Raw genomic sequence first — 19689 nt, forward strand, 5'->3', positions numbered from 1 at the left:
GTAACCCGCCATGGCCGAGGGCACCGGTCAGTCGACCAGCCAGCCGTTGCGGGCCGCCAGCACACCGGCGTGGAAACGGGTCCGTGCCCCCAGCTGGTCCAACAGCTCCGCGACCCGACGGGTCACCGTCCGTGGGCTGATGCCCAGCTGACGCGCGATCGTCTCGTCCTTCGCGCCCGCCGCCAGCAACGTCAGCAACCCGATGTCCGGCAACGCGGCCACCGGACCCGGCACCACCGGCGACGCCTGCTCCCACAACAACTCGAACAACACCACCAACGCGTCCAGCAGCGCGCACTTGCGCACCACCAGCGCGCTCTCCACCATGTCCTCCAACGCCAGCGGCAGCAACGCCACCTGCCGGTCCATGATCGCGAGCTTCATCGGCAGCTTCGGATGCAGCCGCGACAGCTCACCCTTCTCGATCGCCCGCTTCACCGCCTCCAACGCGCCAGCCGGCTCCAGCGACTCCGGCGCGTACAGGCCGCGGACCACGACCTCGTCCCGCAGCCGCGTGCTGACCTCCTGCTCCGCCGGCTCGACCGGCGCCGCGTACGGTGGCCGGTCGATCACCAACAGCTCCCGCTCACAGCCCCGCACCAACGCCGTGTACCGGTGCGCCACCGCCTGCTGCCCGACCAGGATCTCCAACAGCTCGTCGGGCTGACGCGGCCCGCTCATCTCCGCCACCAGCGCCCGCGCGTTGACCTGCAACGCGGTCAGCTCGCTCTGCCGGCGCGCCACCAGCAGGTCGATCGCCGTGTCCGGCCGCGCCGGCAGCAGCCGCACCGGCCGGCCCGGCGCCCTCGTGACCAGGCCGAGCTCCGCCAGCTCGGACACCGCCCGGCGGGTCGCCTTCGCCGACCGGTCCAGGTCCGCGGCCAACTCCGCCGGGGTACGGCCAGGGCCGGCGAGCAGCGCGCGGTAGACGGACTCGGCGAACCGGCTGATCCCCAAGGCCTCCAGCATGATCGTCATCCTGGCCAGTTCTCGCCATGGCGGCAACACGCCACGCCCGAGCCGTTCCTTCCTCCATTCGGATGCCGTAGGACTGGCCCATGCACCTGCAGCGACCGCTCCACCGTCTGCTGGCGGTGCTCACCGGACTTGTCGTTGCCGCCGGCGTGTCGGCGACAACGGCTCCGGCCGCGCCCACGGCGGCCGCCTCGGTGGCCGGCCCGGCCTTGGCTCCCGCCGGGCCGGCCACCGACGTAACCCTGATCACCGGCGACGTGGCCACCGTGACCCGCGACGTCGACGGGCTCCCCAGGGCGACCATGCGCCCCGCCGAGGGCACGACCGGGTTCACCACACTGCGACGCGGCAGCGACCTGTACGTGGTGCCCTCGTCGGTCGAGCACCTGGTTCCCGAGACACTCGACCTGGAACTGTTCAACGTGACCGGTCTGCTCGCCCAGGGCTACGGCGACGCGGAGACCGACACCCTGCCCGTGATCGTCCGCGGTCAGACCGGGCTGCGGACCGGCGGGACCGCGTTGCCCAGCATCGACGCGACCGCGGTCGACCTACCGAAGAAGACCGCGTTCACCACCGTGCTGGCGGCGGGTGGGGTGAAGGTGTGGTTGGACCGCCGCGTGAGCGCCGCCGAACTGGACGGCAACCTCACCAGGATCGGCGCGCCGCAGGCATGGGACGCGGGCCTGTCGGGCGCCGGGGTGGACGTCGCGGTGCTGGACACCGGCGTCGACGCCGACCACCCGGACCTGCGCGGGAAAGTCATCGAGCAGGCCAACTTCACCGACGACCCGACCGCCGCCGACGGCCACGGACACGGCACGCACGTGGCGTCGATCATCGGCGGCACCGGGGCGGCGGCGGGCGGCGTACGCAAGGGGGTCGCGTATGGCGCCCGTCTCCTGTCCGGCAAGGTCCTCGCCGCAGACGGGCGCGGACAGCTGTCGTGGGTCATCCGTGGCATGGAATGGGCCGCGGCACGAGGCGCGGACGTGGTGAACATCAGCCTCGGCGGCAAGGCAGGCGATGGCGACGACCCCACCGCGCAGGCACTCGACCGGCTCGCCACCGATACCGACACCCTGTTCGTCGTCGCGGCCGGCAACGACGGCCCCGGCTCGTCGTCCGTCGGCACCCCCGGCGTCGCGGCCAGCGCACTCACCGTCGGCGCGGCCAACACCGACGGGCTGCCCCCGTACTTCTCCGGACAGGGCCCGGCACGCGGCAGCTTCCGCGCCAAACCCGACGTCACCGCCCCCGGCGTGTCGATCACCGCGGCACAGACCGGCGGCGACGGCTACACCCAGATGACCGGCACCTCCCAGGCCGCCCCGCACGTCGCCGGCGCCGCCGCGCTGCTGGCCGAACGCCACCCCGACTGGGACTGGCAGCGGATCAAGAACACACTCATGACCACCGCCGACGCCAAAACCCCCACCCCCACGCCGTACGCGGAGGGCGCGGGCCACATCGACCTGGCCGGCGCCCTCGCCGACACCCTCCACCTCGACCGAGGCAACGTCGACTTCGGCTACCTGCGCCACGGCGACAACACCGCCCAACGCACGATCACCCTGCACGTCGAAAACGACGGCACACAACCGGAAACGGTGACGATCAGCGACGAGGTCCGCGATCCCGCCGGCCGTCCCGCCCCCGACAACCTGGTGACCGCCACCCCCGCACAGTTCACCGTCGCGCCGGGCCAGACCGTGCCGGTGACCGTCACCCTCACCCCAGGCAGCGGCGGCAAAGGCGTCCACACCGGCGCCGTCACCCTTACCAGGCCAGGGAAACAGCCCACCCGCATGCCCCTCGGCTTCTACAACGAGGCACCCCGCCAGAACATCGCCCTGACCGTGCTCAACCGGCACGGCCAACCCGACGCGTACGGGACGGTGTGGCTCGCCAACATGGCCGAGATGCACCCGTCGACCGGCGGCGGGTACACCGTGCTGCAGCTGGACGAGAACGGCCGCGGCACCGCACGCATGGCACCCGGCCCGATCAGCGCCGTCGCCAGAATCGTCACCCCAGCGTCCGGTGCCACCCCCGAGACCGTGTCCTTCGCCGGCACCCCCGAACTCACCGTCGACCGCGACCTGACCTACACCATCGACGCCCGCAAAGCCAAACAGCTCAAGCCCGTCACCGTCGACGGCGCACGCACCACCGTGTCCACCGTGTCCCTCCACTATGGACGCGAGGACGCGCGGCGCGACGGCGGCATCAGCGACGGCATCTACGCCACCGGCGAAGAACTCGCCCGCGGCACCGTGTTCGTGCAACCAACCACCCCGGTACGGCACGGCCGCGTCAGCTTCGAAACCCGCTGGGAACTCAACCGCGGCACCGACCGGTACGCCGTCGTGCTCGGCGGCCCGACCGTGCCGAACCCGCCCACCTACCGGGCGTCCCGGTCCAGCTTCGCCCGCGTGGACGCCGACTACCGGTCCCTCGGCGGACAACCCGACTCCTACCGCACCTACCGCCAACCCGACACCGACCTCGTCTACGCGACACAAGGATGGCTGCACCCACTCCCCGCGCCGACGAAACGCACCGAATGGGTCACCGCGAGCCCGAACGTGCGCTGGCGCCAATGCGTCGCCGGCCCACACGACGTGGTCGCGGTGCTCTGCACCCCGACCACCACCTACCGCCCGGGGGAGCGGCGCCCCGCCGTCTGGTTCCGGTCACCCGCCCCGGCAGTCACCACCGCCTCACACAACCGAGAACGCATCGAACTGCCCGTGGACCTGAGCGACGGCGCTCACGAAGGCAGCCTCCACGAGCCCGCCGCCGCCGGCAACCGCACCTATCGCCTGTACCGCAACGGAACCGAGCTGCCCCGGTTCGGCGACAGCTGGTACTTCGACAGCCCACCCGAACCGGCGACCTTCCGGCTCGAACACACCTCGACACCCGACCCGACGCGCCTGCCCATCGCGAGCAGCACCAGCACCGCCTGGACCTTCCCGTCCCAAGCACCCACCGACCCCGAGGCGTGGGACACCAAACCACGGCTGCTGTCCATCGACTACCAACCAGGCACCGACGCTCACGGCAGGCTGCCGGCCTGGCACCTGCTCGACCTGGACATCCGCGTGACCTCCATGGCCGGCGGCACCGATTTCCGCCTGGAACCAGGCACCCTGCGGTTCTGGGCGTCGACCGACCAAGGGAAACGCTGGCACCAGGGCATCGTCGTCCCCGGCTTCGACGGGACCTACCGGGTGCTCGTGCCGGGCGTGATCACCCGGCCAGGACAGCACATCTCGGTACGCGCGGAAGCCACCGCCGCCGAAAACCGCACCATCAAACAGACATTGCTGGACGCCTACCCGGTGCGGTGATCACATCGTGACGCCCGGCTGAGTAATGTTACGCATCCGCCCCACCCGGGCGGTTGGTGTACTGAGACGCATGGCTGACCAGCTCTCGGAGTCCCTGCCACGACTTGCCGACGCGCTCGTGGAGGTCGGCACCCGCTTGGGCCAGATAGGCGCCGAACTACAGGCCCTCACGCCACGGCAGCCAGAAGCACCCCAACCCGTCGCCGCACCAACAGAATCCGCTGCCGATCCCGGCCCGCCCACCGCGCAGCAAACTCCACCCAACCCGGATCAGGCCACCGCCGACGCCGCACCCACGCCGGCCGACACAGCTGACCCAACTGCCGGCCACCCCACCACCGAACCAGTTCCACCAACCAGTTCGCCCGCCGATCACCAGGCTGCCGAAGCGGTCCCACCCGCCGCGAGCCATCAAGCCGCCGCCTTCACTCACCCAGCCGACCAGTCACCCATCCCTTCCGCCGCAAGCCAGACCGGCCACGCCGGTCCCCACCACGGCACAACCGGCCCCGCCAACCCGGCCGGCGCGCAGTGGCCGCCAGGCCCCTTCGCCGCGCGGGCCGGTGGTCAGCAACGCGAATGGTTGCTGACCACCCCGACACCACAGGCCGGCCCGCAACCATTCGGGTACCGGCCACCGACACCACCTCCGCCCACCCCCACGCTGTGGGAACGGCTCAGCCGCGACGGCGCGGGCAGCCGCATCCTCGCCTGGGCCGGCGGCGTGGTCACCCTCGCCGGGGTCGTCCTGCTCCTCATCCTCGCCATCCAGCGCGGCTACCTCGGCCCGTTACCCCGCGTCCTCCTCGGCGCCGGGCTCGGCCTCACACTCACCGGCATCGGCACCTGGCTGCACCGCAGCCCCACCGCCCGCACCGGCGCCTACGCACTCGCCGCCACCGGGATCGCCGTGCTCTACCTCGCCGTCGTCGCGGCCACCTCGCTCTACGGCTTCCTAACGCCGTGGGGCGGGCTGCTCACCGGACTGGCCGTCACCGCGGGCGGGGTCGCGCTCGCCGGCTGGTGGGACTCCCAACTGCTCGCCATGTTCGTCGTGATCTGCTGCGCGGTGTCCGCGCCCATCATCACCGACGGGTTCGACGCGCTCCTGCTCGGCTTCCTGCTCGTCCTGCTCGTCGGCACGACGCCCGTGCAGCTCGTCAAACGGTGGAGCGGCCTGCTCAGCGCCGCCGCGGCGCCACCGGTCATCGCGTGCCTGGTGAACGTCCTGCTCGCCGTCGACCACCGCGCCGACGCCGTCCTCACCGCCGTCCTCGCCGGGGTCACCAGCGGCGTCATCGTCCTGCTCGCGACCGCCACCGAGCTGCGTCGCCCCGGCGACGAGGTCACCACGATCCTGCTGGTCCTCGCGCCCATGCCGGGCATGGTCGCCGCGCTCCTGCTCCCACGGGCCGGCGCGACGATCCTGCCCGCCGCGATCGGTGTGCTGCTGATCGTCGTCTGGGCACTCGGCTACGTCACCGACCTGCACCGGCCGTTCGCGTTGACCGCGGGTGGGCTCGCCACGCTCGCGTTCCTCCAGGCCACCGCCACCGGGTTCGACGGCGACGCCCGCCCCATCGCCTTCCTCGCCGAAGCACTCGTCCTCACCGTGCTCGCCGTCCGCCTGCGGCTCGCGCTCGCGTTGCTGCCGGCGGCACTGTTCGCCGTGGTGGGTTTCGTGCTGGGCCTGGTGTTCACGGCCAGGCCCGAGTACCTGGTCCAGCCCCGGTTCGGCGGCACCGACACCGGCGCCGCCATCTCCCTCGGCCTGACCGGCGCCCTGTACGCCGCCGTCGCGATCACCCTGTGCTGGGCCGTGTTCCGGCTCGAGGTGCTCGCCGACGGCGAACACGCACCGCACGGCTGGGTGCCGGCCGGACTCCTCGGGCTCTACGGCTCAACCGCGACACTGCTGTCGATCGGCCTGCTGATCTCGCCGGCCCGCGACGGGTTCCTGCTCGGCCACGTGCTCGTCACCGTGTCCTGGACCGTCGCCGCGCTGGTCCTGCTGCTCCGCGGCGTCGACTCGGTGCCATTGCGGGTCGCGGGCCTGTCACTCGTGGTCGCCGCGCTCGCCAAGCTCGTCCTGTTCGATCTGTCCTCTTTGGACGGCATGGCGCGGGTCTCCGCGTTCCTCGTAGCCGGTCTCGTGCTCCTCGCGGCCGGCGCTCGCTACGCCAAACTCGTCGCCGCACGCGGTCGGTCGTAGCCTTGGCCCCATGATCGTGGGGCCGACAAGACTGCTCGTGCTCGGGGTCGTCCGGGAAAGCGACGGCCCCGTGCACGGCTACGACGTGCGCCGGAAGCTGCTCGCCCGCGGCGCCGCCTCATGGGCCAACATCGCGCCCGGGTCCATCTACAACGCGCTGAAAACCTTGGTGCGCGAAGGTTTCCTCGAAAGCGCCGGCACCGATCGGCAGGGTGCCCGCCCCGAACGCACCCACTTCCGGCTCACCCCGGCGGGGGAGCAGGAGTACACCCGCCTGCTCCGCGAGAACCTCACCGAGGCCCGCCTGCCCAACCACCCCCTGCTCGCCGGTCTGGCGTTCCTGCCCGACCTCCCACCCGCCGAACTGGCCGCCACCCTCCGCGGGCGCGCCACCGACCTGGCCGCGTCGGCGGCCGACCACCGCACCATGGCCGCCGACATCCGCGCCGACGACACCGGCGGCATCCCACCCCACGTCGCCGACAGCTACGACCTGATCGCCACCCTCCAGGAAGGCGAGGCGCGGTGGGCCGCCGAGCTGGCCGACCGCCTCAGCAAATAGTCAAGCTTGAATAATCCAGGTAGACTCTCCGGCATGGCCACCTTCACCGACACCGAGATCGAGTACCTGACCAGCCAGCCCCTCGGCCGGTTCGCGACGGTCGGCAAGGACGGCCGCCCCCACGTCACCCCCGTCGGCGTCTTCTGCGACACCGACACCCTCGTCATCGGCTGCGTCGCGACCATGACCGCGACCAAGAAGTTCCGCGACGTGCTCGCCAACCCGGACGTGGCCGTGGTCGTCGACGATCTCGCGACCGTCGACCCGTGGGCCCCGCGCGGCATCGAGATCCGCGGCTGGGCCGAAGCGCTCATGGACGGCGGCGGCGAGGTCGGCCGCCTGCTCGGCGCCGGGTTCCCGTTCGACGAGGTCTACCTCCGCATCCACCCGCGCCGAATCGTCGCCTGGGGCCTCGACGGCGCGGCGGCACGTGACGTCGTCTAGGACGTGGCTGGACGATTTCGTGGGCATCCCGGCACGGTTGCCCGGGAGTGGTGCACTATCTAAGGGTGAGTCCCGAAGATCCGGAGCGGTTATACGTGGCGCTGGGGCACAACCGCGGTGACTTCCGCCCGGACGCGCCAGCCAACCGCGACCTGGTCGACCAGCACCTCCTCTGGTGCCTCGTCCAGCGAGAACGTGGTTGGCTGCTGCCGGGCCGGGTGCCCGTCGACAACCTCACGATCTTCGCGACGACCTCGCGAGCCGAACTCGCCCGGCTCCTCGAGCTCGACCCGCTCGTCGCGGCCGGTGTGCGGCACTACGCGATCACCGGCTGTCATGCCGCCGAGCAACTCGTCGACCCGAACTGCCTAACCCGCGAGATGGGCCTGTAGCGCGTCGAGTACCGGCAGCTGGCCCTTGACCAGCTTCTCCCGCGCAACCTCCACCGAAACCCACTCGGCCCGGTCCACCTCGGGGAACTCACGCATCGTGCCCGAGCCGCGCGGCCACTCCATCTCGAACGTGTTGCTGCGAAACCCGGCGAGATCGAAGTCACCCTCCACGGCGAACGTCGTCACCACCTTGCCGCCGGACTGGCGCACCACACCGAGCGGGATCACCTCACCGTCCGGCGGTCGCGACCCCATCTCCTCCGCGAACTCACGCCGCGCGGCGTCGAGAGGATCCTCGTCGGTGTACTCACCTTTCGGGATCGACCACGCGCCGGCGTCCTTACGCGCCCAGAACGGCCCTCCCATGTGGGCGATCAACACCTCGAGCCCGTCACGGCGGCGGAACAACAGCAACGCGGCACTGGACTTGGGCATGGAGAAAGCCTAGTAGCGTGGTCCGGTACACGAGGTCAGTGCGGGAGGTTCGATGGCGGCACCGGAGGAGCCCGGCGAGCGAGCCGGCGGCGTGCGGGAGGTCAAGTCCGCGGCACGCACGCTCGAACTGCTCGAACTGCTGGCCGCCCGGCGCAACCGCCCGGCCCGGCTCCGTGAGCTCAGCGAAGCCCTCGGCATGCCCCGCAGCAGCTGCTACGCCGTCCTCCGCACCCTCACCAAGTACGGCTGGGTCCGCACCGACGCCTCCGGCACCCTCTACGGCATCGGCATCCGCGCCCTGCTGGCCGGCACGACCTATCTGGACACCGACCCATACGTCCGTATCGCCAAAACCGCGCTGGACCGGCTCGGTGAGCAGCTCGACGAGACCTTCCACCTCGGCCGGCTGTCCGGCGTGGACGTCGTGTACCTGGTGACCCGCGAGTCCGGCCAGTACCTGCGTGCCCACAGCCGGGTCGGGCGCCGGCTGCCCGCCTACTCGACCGCGCTCGGCAAGGCGCTGCTCGCCGAGCTGTCCGGCGCCGAGCTGGACGAGCACCTGCCCGACGAGCTGGCGCCGCTCACCCCGCACACCATCACCGACCGCGCAGTGCTCGTCGCCGACCTCGCCAAGGCCCGCGAGCACGGGCACTCCGTCGACCGCGAGGAGAACACCGCGGGCGTGCAGTGCTTCGCCGTGCCGCTGCGCTACGCCGAACCCGCCGGCGACGCGATCAGCTGCTCGGTACCGCTCGCCCGGCTCACCCCCGCCCGCGAAACCGACGTCGTCACCGCGCTCCTGCGCACCCGCGACCAGATCGAACACGAGGCCATGTCGGTCGAACTCGGCGTGAGCGATCTCCCCTTGTGACAGCTGTCTACACACGTAGACTGCTGTTTGTGCGTATCCAGGATGTTCACCTCACGCCCGTGGCCTTCCGCGACCCGCCGCTGCTGAACACCGTCGGCGTGCACGAGCCGTACGCGCTGCGGACCATCGTCGAGATCGTCACCGACGACGGGCTCTACGGACTCGGTGAAACGTACGGCGACGCCAAGCACCTGACCCGCCTACGCGCCGCCGCCGAAGCGCTCACCGGCGTCGACGTGTGGCACCTCCAGGAGATCGCCCGCCGCGTCGGCCAAAGCCTCGGCGCCGACACCGCAGGCGGCCACGGCATGGGCGGCATGGTCACCGGTTCCAGTACGACCGACCGGGTCCTGTCCGCGTTCGAGGTCGCGTGCCTGGACCTCCAGGGCAAGGCGATCGGCCGGCCCGTCAGCGACCTGCTCGGCGGCGCCGTCCGCGACCGCGTCGACTACAGCGCCTACCTGTTCTACAAGTGGGCCGGCCACCCCGGCGCCGAACCCGACGAGCTGGGCGAGGCGCTCGACCCCGACCAGCTCCTCGCCCAGGCCCGCCGCATCGTCGACGACTACGGCTTCACCGCGATCAAACTCAAGGGCGGCGTGCTCCCACCCGAGGAGGAGGTCGCCGCGATCCAGGCCCTGGCCAAGGAGTTCCCCGACCACCCGCTGCGGCTGGACCCCAACGGCGCCTGGAGCGTGGCCACGTCCATCAGGGTCGCCGAGGAACTCGAAGGCGTGCTCGAGTACCTGGAGGACCCCACCACCGGCATCACCGGCATGGCCCGCGTCGCCCGGGAAGCGCCGATGCCGCTCGCCACCAACATGTGCGTGGTCGCGTTCGAGCACCTGCGGCCCGCGATCGAAGAGGACGCCGTCGAGGTCATCCTGTCCGACCACCACTTCTGGGGCGGTCTGCGCCGCTCCCAGTCACTGGCCGGCATCGCCGACACCTTCGGGCTGTCACTGTCCATGCACTCCAACTCCCACCTCGGGATCAGCCTCGCCGCCATGACCCACCTCGCCGCGGCCACCCCCAACCTCACCTACGCCTGCGACACGCACTGGCCGTGGAAGGCAACCGAGGACGACGTGATCGTCCCCGGCCCGCTCCGGTTCGACGGCGGCGCCGTGGCCGTGCCCACCGGCCCCGGCCTCGGCGTGGAACTGGACCGCGACGCGCTCGCCCGCCTCCACGAGCAGTACCTGGCCTGCGGGATCACCGAACGCGACGACACCGGCTACTACCGCCGCGTCCACGACGCCGGGTTCGACCCCACGGCCCCCCGATGGTGAACGTTCTCGTCACGGACCCCCTGATCGTCGACTACCTCGACGAACCGGACTGGGAGGTGTTCACCCACCGCACGGACACCGACGTCGAGGCCCGCCTGCCCAATACGGACGTACTGATCGCGTCCCGGGTCACCGAGTCGATGGCGGCCGCCGCGACCCGGCTGCGGCTGCTGCACGTGCCCGGCGCCGGCCTCGACCGCATCGCCATCGACGCCCTCCCACCCCACGCCACCGTCTGCAACACCTTCCACCACGGCCGCTCCATCGCCGAGCACGTCGTGATGGTGTCGCTCATGCTCGCCCGGCGCGTGCTGCTCACCGACCACATGCTGCGGCAGGGAAAATGGGTGTCGGCCGCCGTCGACCCCGATGAACGACCCGGCCACACCCTCGCCGGCCGCATTGTCGGCGTGGTCGGACTCGGCGAGATCGGTCAGGCCGTCGTACGGGCCCTGACCACGCTCGGCATGCGTGCACAGGCCGTCCGCCGCACCCCGACCGCACCGGACGGGCTGGCCCTCGACCGGGTCGCCGACATGTCCGGCCTCGACGACCTACTGTCCACATCGGACATCGTGGTGCTGACCGTCCCACTCACCGCCGACACCCACACCATGATCGACGCCCGCCGCCTCGCGCTGATGCGCCGCGACGCCGTGCTGGTCAACGTCGCCCGCGGCCCACTCGTGGACGAGGACGCACTGTTCGACGCCCTGTCCGCCGGCCGCATCGGCGGCGCAGCGCTCGACGTCTGGTGGGGCCATCCCAAGGACGGCGCCGGCGCGAAGGGCTACACCCGACCGTTCGAACTGCTCGACAACGTCGTCCTCACCCCACACAACTCCGGCCACACCCACGAGACCTTCGCCGGCCGCGCCGCCGAGATCAAGGCCAACGTCCGCCGCCTCACCGGCGGCCGGCCGCTCACGAACGTGGTTCGCCCGGGCCGCTGAGAGCCAGTTCGGAGCGGATCAGCTCCAACAGCCGCCCCATCCAGTTCCGACCTTCCAGCTCGCCGTCGCCCCAGAAGGTCGAACCCAACTGAACGTAGATCAACCGCGTGGTCCCGGTCGCCGTCAACGTCTCAGCGAGATCGGGGTGCTGGCTGAACTTGAGGCGCAACAGGTTCGCCATGATCGCCGTCCGGACCTGGGGCCAGTCGGCGCGCAGCGTGGACTTCTCGGCGATCTTCTCAGCGGCGTAAGGAGTGTCGGCGCGGCCGATCGCGGCCCGCCGCTCTTCGTCGGCCACCGCCAGAGCCCAGTACGCGTGTCCGACGGTCGGATAGGTCTGCCCGCCGACGACGACCGGCGCGGGGAACTCGTTGCGCAGCACCAGGATGCCGGGATCCTCCGGCCAACCGCCAGGAAAGACCTCGTGGTTGATGAGGACACTGGCCGTGACCGGCTCCGTCGGGCCGTCCGCCGGCACCTTGGTCGCATACCGCCGCCGCTCACGCTCCCGGTCGGCGAAGTAGTCCAGGGCCCTGGCATGCATCTCCTCGGTGACCACCTTCGCCCCGTCATACACATCGAGCGGGTTGCCCGGCCCGGCCACCAGCACCCGCAACGGCCAGTCCTTACTGTCCTGGTCGCCGAGCGCATAGACCCGCAGATGCTCGGGGATGGCCTCGTATGCCTCACGCAGCGCCGCCCGGTTGTCCTCACTGGGCTCGGCACGGAAGACGTCAACCGCCGCGAGGCATCGCGCCGTCGAATCCGGCCGACCGCTGAGCTGATCGATGTCGTCGCGGACCTCACCCAGCAACATCTCGGGCGTCAGCCAGGTCCGCGGTTCGGCGAACTTCCAGTTCCCGAGGTGATGGGCCGATGCCTCGGCGCCGTCGGGCAACTCGGTCGCCACCCATCCCGAAGCGACCTTCTCGGCGAACTCGTCGAACGTCACCAGCTCCCAGCAGTCGACCATCCCGTCGGCGTAGATGAACAGGTCGCTGAGGTAGTAGGTCTCCCAGTTCCGAATGAAGACGTGCCGCCACGTTCCCTCGACACGCTCGCCATCCACGATCCGCCAGGTTCGCTCTTGTCTCCCCACGGGCGGAAGCGTAGCCGGGCCGGCTCACCAGAACTGGCGCACCGACAGGACCGCCGCGCCGGTCAACGCGAGTGCCATCGCGATGATCCTGGTCCGACGAATGTCCAGCCGTCGGCCAACCGGGCGAGCCAGCACCACCCCCAACGCCGCCGCCGGCGCCAGGAACACCGCGTAACGCAGGTCGTGCGGATCCACCGAACCCGACAGCGCCAGCGCGGCAAAGCTCATCACCGAACCCACCAGGAAGAACGCGCTCATCGTGCTGCGCAACCGCGGCCCGGCGAACCGCTGCCACACCATCGCCATCGGCGGCCCGCCGATCGACGTGGCGGTGCCCATGAGCCCGGACACCGCCCCCGCGACCACCACCGCCGGCCGGGTCGGCCGGGGCGCGAACCCCCGCAGGCTGGCCACCACCCCGACCACGACCACCAGCACCACCAGCAACGCCAACGCCTTCGCCGGCAACACCGCCACCAACGCCGCGCCGACGACCGTGCCCGGCACCCGACCCACGAGCGCCCAGCCCGTGCCCCGCAGGTCCAGGTGCGTGCCGTCCAGCACCAGCACCGCCGCCGTCACCCCGAACGCCAACACCAGCAACACCACCGGCACCAGCGACGGCTCGACGAACGCCAACACCGGCGCGGCGAGCAACCCGAGCCCGAACCCGACCGCCACCTGCAACAGGGCCCCGACAAGGACAACCGCCGACAACAGAACGAACGCCCAGTGACTCACAGTGGATGGTGGCAGAGTCCGACGTGTCCGTCCTCACGCGACACCACCGGCGGCTGCGCGGAAGCGCACTCCGCCGTCGCCTTCCAGCACCGCGTCCGGAAACGACACCCCGACGGCGGGTCCAGCGGAGACGGGATCTCCCCGCCCAGCAGGATCCGCTCCCCGTCGTGGGGTGACAACGTCGGCGCCGCCGACATCAACGCCGCCGTGTACGGGTGCACGGGCCGGTCGAACACCTCCTCCGTCGGCCCCTCCTCGACCACCTTCCCCAGATACATCACCGAAACGCGGTCCGCGACGTGCCGCACCACCGACAGGTCGTGCGAGATGAACAGGTACGACACCCCCAACTCGCGCCGCAGCTCGGAAAGGAGGTTCAGCACCTGCGCCTGAACAGACAGGTCCAGCGCCGACACCGGCTCGTCACACACGATCAGGTCCGGCTTCAACGCCAGCGCCCGCGCGATCCCGATCCGCTGCCGCTGCCCACCGGAGAACTCACCCGGGTACCGGTCCGCGTCACCGGCACGCAACCCGACCAGCTCCAGCAGCTCACGCACACGCCCGGCCCGGTCGGCAGGCGCCGCGTCCCGGTGCGTGCGCCACGGCTCACCGATCAGCTCCGCCGCGGTCATCCGCTCGTTCAGCGACGCGTACGGGTCCTGGAACACCATCTGCACCCGCCGCCGCCACGCCAGCAACTCCTTGCCGCGCAACGTGAACGGGTCCATCTCCCCGAACCGCACCGTCCCGGCGTCCGGGCGCGCCAGCATCAGCAACACCCTGGCCAGCGTGGACTTGCCGCAGCCGGACTCGCCGACCAACCCGACCGTCTCGCCACGCCCGATCGTGAGGTCCACACCGTCCAACGCGGTCAGCTGCCTGCGGCCGACCCGGAACGACTTACGCAGCCCGGTCGCCGCCAACACCGGCGGTGCCAGAACATCAGGCATGGCTCAACTCCTCCGAGAAATGGCAGGCGGAGGCCCACCCGTCGCCCACCGGCGCCAACTCCGGACGCTCCTCGACACACCGGTCGGCCGCGAGTGGACACCGTGCCTGGAACACACAACCGGTCGGGATCGCCGACAGCTCCGGCGGACTGCCCCCGATCGCCGGCAGCGGCTCGTCCCTGCGCGCGTGTTCGGGCACCGAGTCCAGCAACCCCTTGGTGTACGGGTGGCGCGGATGGTCGAACACCGTGCGCGTCGGGCCGGTCTCCACGACGTTCCCCGCGTACATGACCGCCACGTCGTCGGCGTGCTCCGCCACCAACGCCAGGTCGTGGGTGATCAGCACGACCGCCATGTCCCGCTCGGTCTGCAGATCCCGCAACAACCGCATGATCTGCGCCTGCACCGTCACGTCCAACGCCGTGGTCGGCTCGTCGGCGAGCAGCACGTCCGGGCCCAACGCCACCGCCATCGCGATCAGCAGCCGCTGCCGCATACCCCCGGAGAACTGGTGCGGATACGCGCGATACCGGGCCGCCGGCTCCGGGATCCCGACCCGCGCCATCAACTCGATCGCCTCAGCGCGCGCGGCCCGCCGCGACAGTCCCTTGTGGATACGGAACGGCTCCGCCAGCTGCCGGCCCACCGGCTGCACCGGGTTCATCGCGGTCAACGCGTCCTGGAACACGATCGCCAGCTTCGGTCCGGCGATCTCCCGCCGCCCCGCCCGGTCCAACGCCAGCACGTCCGTCCCGTCGACGTACACCGCGCCGCCGGTCACCTCGGCCACCGGATCCAGCAGCCCCACGATCGACTGTGCCGTCAACGACTTGCCGCACCCCGACTCGCCCAGCAGCGCCGTCGTCCGTCCCTTTTGGACGGTGAAACTCACGTCGTCCACCGCCCGCAACACACCACCCGGCGTGTGCAGGTCCACCTTCAAACCCTCAACCGACAATGCCGCGGTCACGCGGTCACCTCCGTCACCGCGCCGCGCCGGCGCTTCGCCAACGTCAACCGCCACCGCTGCGCCGGATCGGTCGCCAGCCGCACCCACGCCGCCAGGATCGTCGCCGACACCGTCGTGATCACGATCGCCACGCCCGGGAGCACCGCGATCCACCACGCCGTCTGCAGGTACTGCCGGCCCTGCGCCACCATCAGGCCCCAGCTCACGTCGGGCGGCTGGATCCCGATGCCCAGGAACGACAGCGACGACTCCGACAGCATCACGAAACAGAAGTCCAACGTGGCCACTGTCAGCATCGTGGGCAGCACGATCGGCAGCAGGTGCCGGTAGATCGTCGCCCAGCTCTTCGTGCCGAACGTGCGCGCGGCGTCCACGAACAACCGCGTCCGCAGCTCCGCCGACTCCGCCCGCGCCGTGCGCAGGTAGATCGGGATCCGCGCGAACGCCAGGATCAGCACGATGTTCGCCGCCGACGGCGTGAACACGTACAGCACCACGACCGCGAGCAGCAGCGACGGGAACGACAGGATCACGTCCGCCACCCGCATCGCCACGCTTTCCCGCCACCCGCCGTGGTAGCCGGCCCACATCCCCAACGCCGACCCGATCACCAGCGAACACAGCACCGCCGGCACCGCCACCGACAGCGTGGTGCCGGCCGCCTCGATCAACCGGGCCACCACGCTGCGGCCCAGCACATCCGTGCCGAGCAACCCGAAGAACCCGTGGTCGAACGACGGCGGCCGCAGCGACGCCCGCAGATCCTGGCGCACCGCCCGGTCACCGATCAGCCACGGCCCGAACAACGCGGTCAGCACCACGAGTCCCAGGACCACCGCGGCCACCGCCGCGAACTTGTCCTTGCCGAGCAACTGCCACCACTTCTGCCGCCGGCGGGTCGGCTTCACCGCCGCGGCACTGATTGTTGCCGTCATGAAAGCTCCTATGCCGCGACCGGCTGGCGGACACGCGCGTCGATCAGCGCGTGGCAGACGTCGATGACGATGTTCAGCAGGAAGATCGTGACCGCGGTCAGCAGCACCGCGGCCTGCAGCACGGCGAAGTCCCGCTGCAGGATCGAGTCGATCATCAGCTTGCCGATGCCCGGCCACCCGAAGATCGTCTCCACCACGACCGCGCCGTTGACCAACCCGATCGTGAGGTCACCGGCGACGGTCAACACCGGCGTCGTGGCGTTGCGCAGCGCGTGCCCGAACACCACCCGCTTCTCACTGGCGCCCTTGCTGCGCGCCACCTTCACGTACGGTGCGGACAGTGCGCCGACCATCGAGCCGCGCACCACCTGCACCAGCACCCCGAACGGCCGGATCAGCAGCGTGGCCACCGGCAGGATCCACACCTCGAACCCACCGTCCACACCGGACGTCGGCAGCAGACCGAGGCTGACCCCGAACACCAGCACACCCATGATCGCGAACCAGAAGTCCGGGATGCTCGCCGCCGTCATCGACAGGAAGCTCGACGTGCGGTCGGCGAGCGAGTTCGGCCGGTACGCCGCGAGGCTGCCGATCAGCACCGCCCCGGCGATCGCGATCAGCATCGTCACCGCGGCCAGCTGCAGCGTCGCCGGGTAGGCGGTCAGCACCATCTCCCCGGCCGGCTGCCCGGTGCGCAGGGACTCACCGAAGTCCAGCCGCACCACCTGTCCCAGGTAGTCCCACAGCTGCGACAGGATCGGCTGGTCGAACCCGTGCGCTGCCGCGAACTCCGCGCGCTGCTCGGCCGTCGCCGACAGCGGCAGGTACAGGTTCACCGGGTCCCCGGTCAGCCGGGCCAGCACGAAGACCCCCAGCACCACGAACACCAGCGGGATCGCGCTGGACACGACCCGCCTGCGCAGGAAGGTGATCATCGGTTGTCTCCGTCCGCCGGGCGGATCTCGGCCAACCGCAGCTCGTCCCCGGTCGCCGGGTTGGGTTCGTAGTGGACCGACGGTGAGATGCCCATCAGGCCCCGCATGTGCGCGAGGTAGGCGTACTGCACCACTTCCTCGTTCTGGTAGGCGAAGATGTCGGCGAACGCGTCCTGGCGCTCCTGCCCGGACAGCTCACCGGCGGCCGCGATCCGCTCGTCCAGCTCCGGTGTGCCGAAGTAGGACTGGGGGCCGTCGGACAGCAGGTACTGGCTGGTCGTGAACGCGGCGTCACCGGCCTGGTTGCCGTGCATGATCAGCGCGGCGATCGGCCCGACGTTCTTCGGGAACGGCCGCAACTGGTACGACAGCTGCGCGGCCGTGTCCAACATCAGGATCTTCACGTTCAGCCCGATCTGACCGAGCTGGTACTGGAGTGCCTCCGCGGTCTCCGCGACGCGGGGGAACTGGCCGTTGCGGGCGACGAGCGTGATCTGCCGGTCCACCGGCACACCGTCCTGCTTCGCCTGCGCCACCAGCTCGCTCGCCGCCGACGGATCGGCGTGCCGGGGTTCGAGCCCGTCGTTGTAGCCGACGACACCGGAGGGGATGAGCTGCGCTGCCGGCAACGCGTTGCCGTCGAACAACACGTCCACAATGGCCTGCCGGTCGATGGCCAACCCGATGGCCTCGCGCACGCGGATGTCGTCCAGCGGCGCCTGCGTCCCGTCCAACCGCAACGCGGTGGTCTCGTTGTTCGGGTAGGGGATCGAGTTCTCCGGGGTCGCGTCGACCGGGTCGACCGAGGCGGCCATGTCCGCCTCACCCTTCGCGATCATCGCCGCCCGCACACTCGACTCCGACCGCCACACGTACCGCACACGCGGGTAGGCGGGGGCGTCGCCCCAGTAGGTGTCGTTGCGTTCCAACGTGATCGAGATACCGGTCTGCCAGTCCGCGACCGCGTACGGGCCGGTGCCGACCGGCTCGCGGACCTTCGCGTCCGTGGCCGTCGTGCGGGGCACGATCTCCACGAACGACAGCCGCAGCGGCAGGATCGGGTCCGGGGCCTTCGTGGTGACCGTCAGCTGGGTCGGGCTGTCCACGTGCAGACCCAGCGAGTCGTCACCGAAAACGTAACCGTCCACATTGCACATCAGGTCCGAGTTCACCGCGCGGTCGATGGTGAACGCGGCGTCCTCGGCGGTGAACGGCTGTCCGTCGGAGAAGGTCACGCCGGTGCGGATGTCGAACACCCACGTCGTCGGCGAGGTCTGCCGCCATCCCGTGGACAGCAGCGGTTCCAGGTCACCGGTGGTCGGGTCCCGCTCGACGAGCGGTTCGGTGATGTTCGAACGGACGACCATGCCCGTGCCGGTCAACGACGACTCGCACGGCTCGAGGGTCGGTGGTTCCTGCGCGAGCACGATGCGCAGCGTGTCGCCACCGGCGCCGGCGTCGCCGGCCTCACTGTTCGCGACCGTGCACGCGCTCGTCACCATCAGGGTCGCCGCGGCTAACGCGCCGAGCCGGTGATGACGGCGTGGTGGTGCGGAAGACGGCATCGTCTCTCCGAAATGGATAGTTCGGGGGAGGCCGGATCGTCTAGAAATGCGTGTCCGGTCTTCATCTGTAGACGGTGACCGTAAGGCTGACCCTGCACAGCGTCAAGAGTTGACCTCCGTCAACCGCAGCAGCGAGTCCAGTGCCGGGTTGTCGTGGCCGGCCCGCCACACGCAGTGGGTCTCCACGATGTCCGGGGACAGACCGGCGATCTCGGTGAACGCCAGGTTGGGCAGCCGCAGCCGGGCCGCCGACCGCGGCACGAGCCCCACGCCGACGCCGGCGTCGACCAGCGCGAGCAGGCTGTGGACCTGGCTGACCTGCTGCACGTAGTGGGGTTCCACGCCGGCCCCGTGGAACGCGCTGATCACCAGTTCCTGCAGGTAGCGGGCCGCGATCGGGGTGTAGGTGACCACGTCGTGGCGGCCGATGTCACCCAGTGTCGGCGGGCGGCCCAGCTCGGACAGCTTGTGTCCGCGCGGGCAGGCCAGGATCAGGCTCTCGACGTGCACGAGGCGGGTGTTGAGGACCTCCGACGCCGGCACCCCCCGGGCCAGTCCGACGTGGATGTCGCCCGCGAGCAGCGCGTCGATCTGGTCGCGGGTCACCATCTCGGTCAACGTCAGCTCCACGTCCGGCAGATGCTGGCTGATCGTGCGGATCCACGTGCCAAGCACGGTCAGCGCGGAGATCGCCGTGAACCCGATCCGCAGCGTGCCGGCCGTGCCGCGCGCCGCGTTCCGCGCGGTGATCGGCGCCGCCTCCGCGAGGCCGAGGATCCGCCGCGCCTCGGGCAGGAACGCCTCACCTGCCGGCGTGAGTAGCACCGCGCGCGGCGTCCTGACCAGCAGCTGCACGTCGAGGGCCCGCTCGAGCTTCTGCACCTGCCGCGACAGGGGCGGCTGCGTGATCCGCAGGCGGGCGGCGGCCCGGCCGAAGTTGCCCTCCTCGGCGACCGCGACGAAACCCCGGAGCTGCTCAAGCGTGAACGACATGCA

General features: G+C 70.8%; 18 protein-coding genes. 8 read left to right on the top strand and 10 right to left on the bottom strand.

The window, feature by feature from the left end; translation table 11 throughout:
- Positions 1–27: 27 nt before the first annotated feature.
- Complete coding sequence (locus VF106_RS38090) at positions 28–969, bottom strand: helix-turn-helix domain-containing protein (protein ID WP_330844830.1); 942 nt, start codon at positions 967–969, stop codon at positions 28–30.
- Between the two features lie 89 nt (positions 970–1058).
- Here VF106_RS38090 and VF106_RS38095 point away from each other — a divergent pair, with 89 nt between their 5' ends.
- From VF106_RS38095 to VF106_RS38115, 5 genes are all read left to right on the top strand, one after another.
- Positions 1059–4331, top strand: a complete 3273-nt coding sequence (locus VF106_RS38095; protein WP_330844831.1) for a S8 family serine peptidase — start codon at positions 1059–1061, stop codon at positions 4329–4331.
- Positions 4332–4401: 70 nt separating this feature from the next.
- Positions 4402–6543 (top strand): DUF2339 domain-containing protein, encoded by a 2142-nt coding sequence (locus tag VF106_RS38100; protein ID WP_330844832.1) that lies wholly within the window; start codon positions 4402–4404, stop codon positions 6541–6543.
- A gap of 10 nt (positions 6544–6553) precedes the next feature.
- Positions 6554–7105 carry a PadR family transcriptional regulator gene (locus tag VF106_RS38105; protein WP_330844833.1) on the top strand — a complete coding sequence of 184 codons (552 nt, stop codon included), beginning with the start codon at positions 6554–6556 and terminating at the stop codon, positions 7103–7105.
- 33 nt (positions 7106–7138) lie between these two features.
- A complete protein-coding gene (locus tag VF106_RS38110) occupies positions 7139–7549 on the top strand; it encodes a PPOX class F420-dependent oxidoreductase (RefSeq protein WP_330844834.1) in 411 nt (136 codons plus the stop codon).
- A 95-nt stretch (positions 7550–7644) separates the two neighbouring features.
- On the top strand, positions 7645–7941 hold the full coding sequence (locus VF106_RS38115) for a YciI family protein (RefSeq protein ID WP_330844836.1): 297 nt from the start codon (positions 7645–7647) through the stop codon (positions 7939–7941).
- On the opposite strand, the gene VF106_RS38120 is transcribed toward VF106_RS38115, so the two are convergent.
- Complete coding sequence (locus VF106_RS38120; RefSeq protein WP_330844837.1) at positions 7918–8376, bottom strand: NUDIX hydrolase; 459 nt, start codon at positions 8374–8376, stop codon at positions 7918–7920. The two genes, VF106_RS38115 and VF106_RS38120, sit on opposite strands and share 24 nt — an antisense overlap.
- A 52-nt stretch (positions 8377–8428) precedes the next feature.
- Here VF106_RS38120 and VF106_RS38125 point away from each other — a divergent pair, with 52 nt between their 5' ends.
- The 3 genes from VF106_RS38125 to VF106_RS38135 are packed head-to-tail and all read left to right on the top strand — an operon-like array spanning position 8429 to position 11492.
- Positions 8429–9247 carry an IclR family transcriptional regulator gene (locus tag VF106_RS38125; protein ID WP_330844838.1) on the top strand — a complete coding sequence of 273 codons (819 nt, stop codon included), beginning with the start codon at positions 8429–8431 and terminating at the stop codon, positions 9245–9247.
- A 29-nt stretch (positions 9248–9276) separates the two neighbouring features.
- Positions 9277–10539: a glucarate dehydratase family protein gene (locus VF106_RS38130; protein WP_330844839.1), complete on the top strand. Its 1263-nt coding sequence runs from the start codon at positions 9277–9279 to the stop codon at positions 10537–10539.
- On the top strand, positions 10533–11492 hold the full coding sequence (locus VF106_RS38135) for a 2-hydroxyacid dehydrogenase (protein ID WP_330844840.1): 960 nt from the start codon (positions 10533–10535) through the stop codon (positions 11490–11492). The genes VF106_RS38130 and VF106_RS38135 overlap by 7 nt, the downstream gene beginning before the upstream one ends.
- Here the strand turns inward: VF106_RS38135 and VF106_RS38140 are convergent.
- The 8 genes from VF106_RS38140 to VF106_RS38175 all read right to left on the bottom strand — a co-directional run bounded on the left by VF106_RS38140 (position 11464) and on the right by VF106_RS38175 (position 19686).
- Positions 11464–12591, bottom strand: coding sequence for an NADAR family protein (locus VF106_RS38140; protein ID WP_330844841.1), 1128 nt, complete (start codon positions 12589–12591; stop codon positions 11464–11466). The genes VF106_RS38135 and VF106_RS38140 overlap by 29 nt on opposite strands.
- A gap of 24 nt (positions 12592–12615) precedes the next feature.
- Positions 12616–13308: a sulfite exporter TauE/SafE family protein gene (locus VF106_RS38145; protein WP_330844842.1), complete on the bottom strand. Its 693-nt coding sequence runs from the start codon at positions 13306–13308 to the stop codon at positions 12616–12618.
- A 20-nt stretch (positions 13309–13328) separates the two neighbouring features.
- Positions 13329–14273 carry an ABC transporter ATP-binding protein gene (locus VF106_RS38150; protein WP_524535870.1) on the bottom strand — a complete coding sequence of 315 codons (945 nt, stop codon included), beginning with the start codon at positions 14271–14273 and terminating at the stop codon, positions 13329–13331.
- Between the two features lie 4 nt (positions 14274–14277).
- Positions 14278–15255 carry an ABC transporter ATP-binding protein gene (locus VF106_RS38155; protein ID WP_330844844.1) on the bottom strand — a complete coding sequence of 326 codons (978 nt, stop codon included), beginning with the start codon at positions 15253–15255 and terminating at the stop codon, positions 14278–14280.
- Positions 15252–16190, bottom strand: coding sequence for an ABC transporter permease (locus VF106_RS38160; RefSeq protein ID WP_330844845.1), 939 nt, complete (start codon positions 16188–16190; stop codon positions 15252–15254). The genes VF106_RS38155 and VF106_RS38160 overlap by 4 nt, the downstream gene beginning before the upstream one ends.
- Before the next feature lie 8 nt (positions 16191–16198).
- Complete coding sequence (locus tag VF106_RS38165) at positions 16199–17128, bottom strand: ABC transporter permease (RefSeq protein ID WP_330844847.1); 930 nt, start codon at positions 17126–17128, stop codon at positions 16199–16201.
- Entirely contained in the window at positions 17125–18693 is a 1569-nt protein-coding gene (locus VF106_RS38170; RefSeq protein ID WP_330844849.1) for an ABC transporter substrate-binding protein, read from the bottom strand. The genes VF106_RS38165 and VF106_RS38170 overlap by 4 nt, the downstream gene beginning before the upstream one ends.
- 102 nt (positions 18694–18795) lie before the next feature.
- Positions 18796–19686 (bottom strand): LysR substrate-binding domain-containing protein, encoded by an 891-nt coding sequence (locus tag VF106_RS38175; protein WP_330844850.1) that lies wholly within the window; start codon positions 19684–19686, stop codon positions 18796–18798.
- Positions 19687–19689: the final 3 nt, after the last annotated feature.

This window comes from Actinophytocola sp., from assembly GCF_036378875.1.
Taxonomy (GTDB): domain Bacteria; phylum Actinomycetota; class Actinomycetes; order Mycobacteriales; family Pseudonocardiaceae; genus Actinophytocola.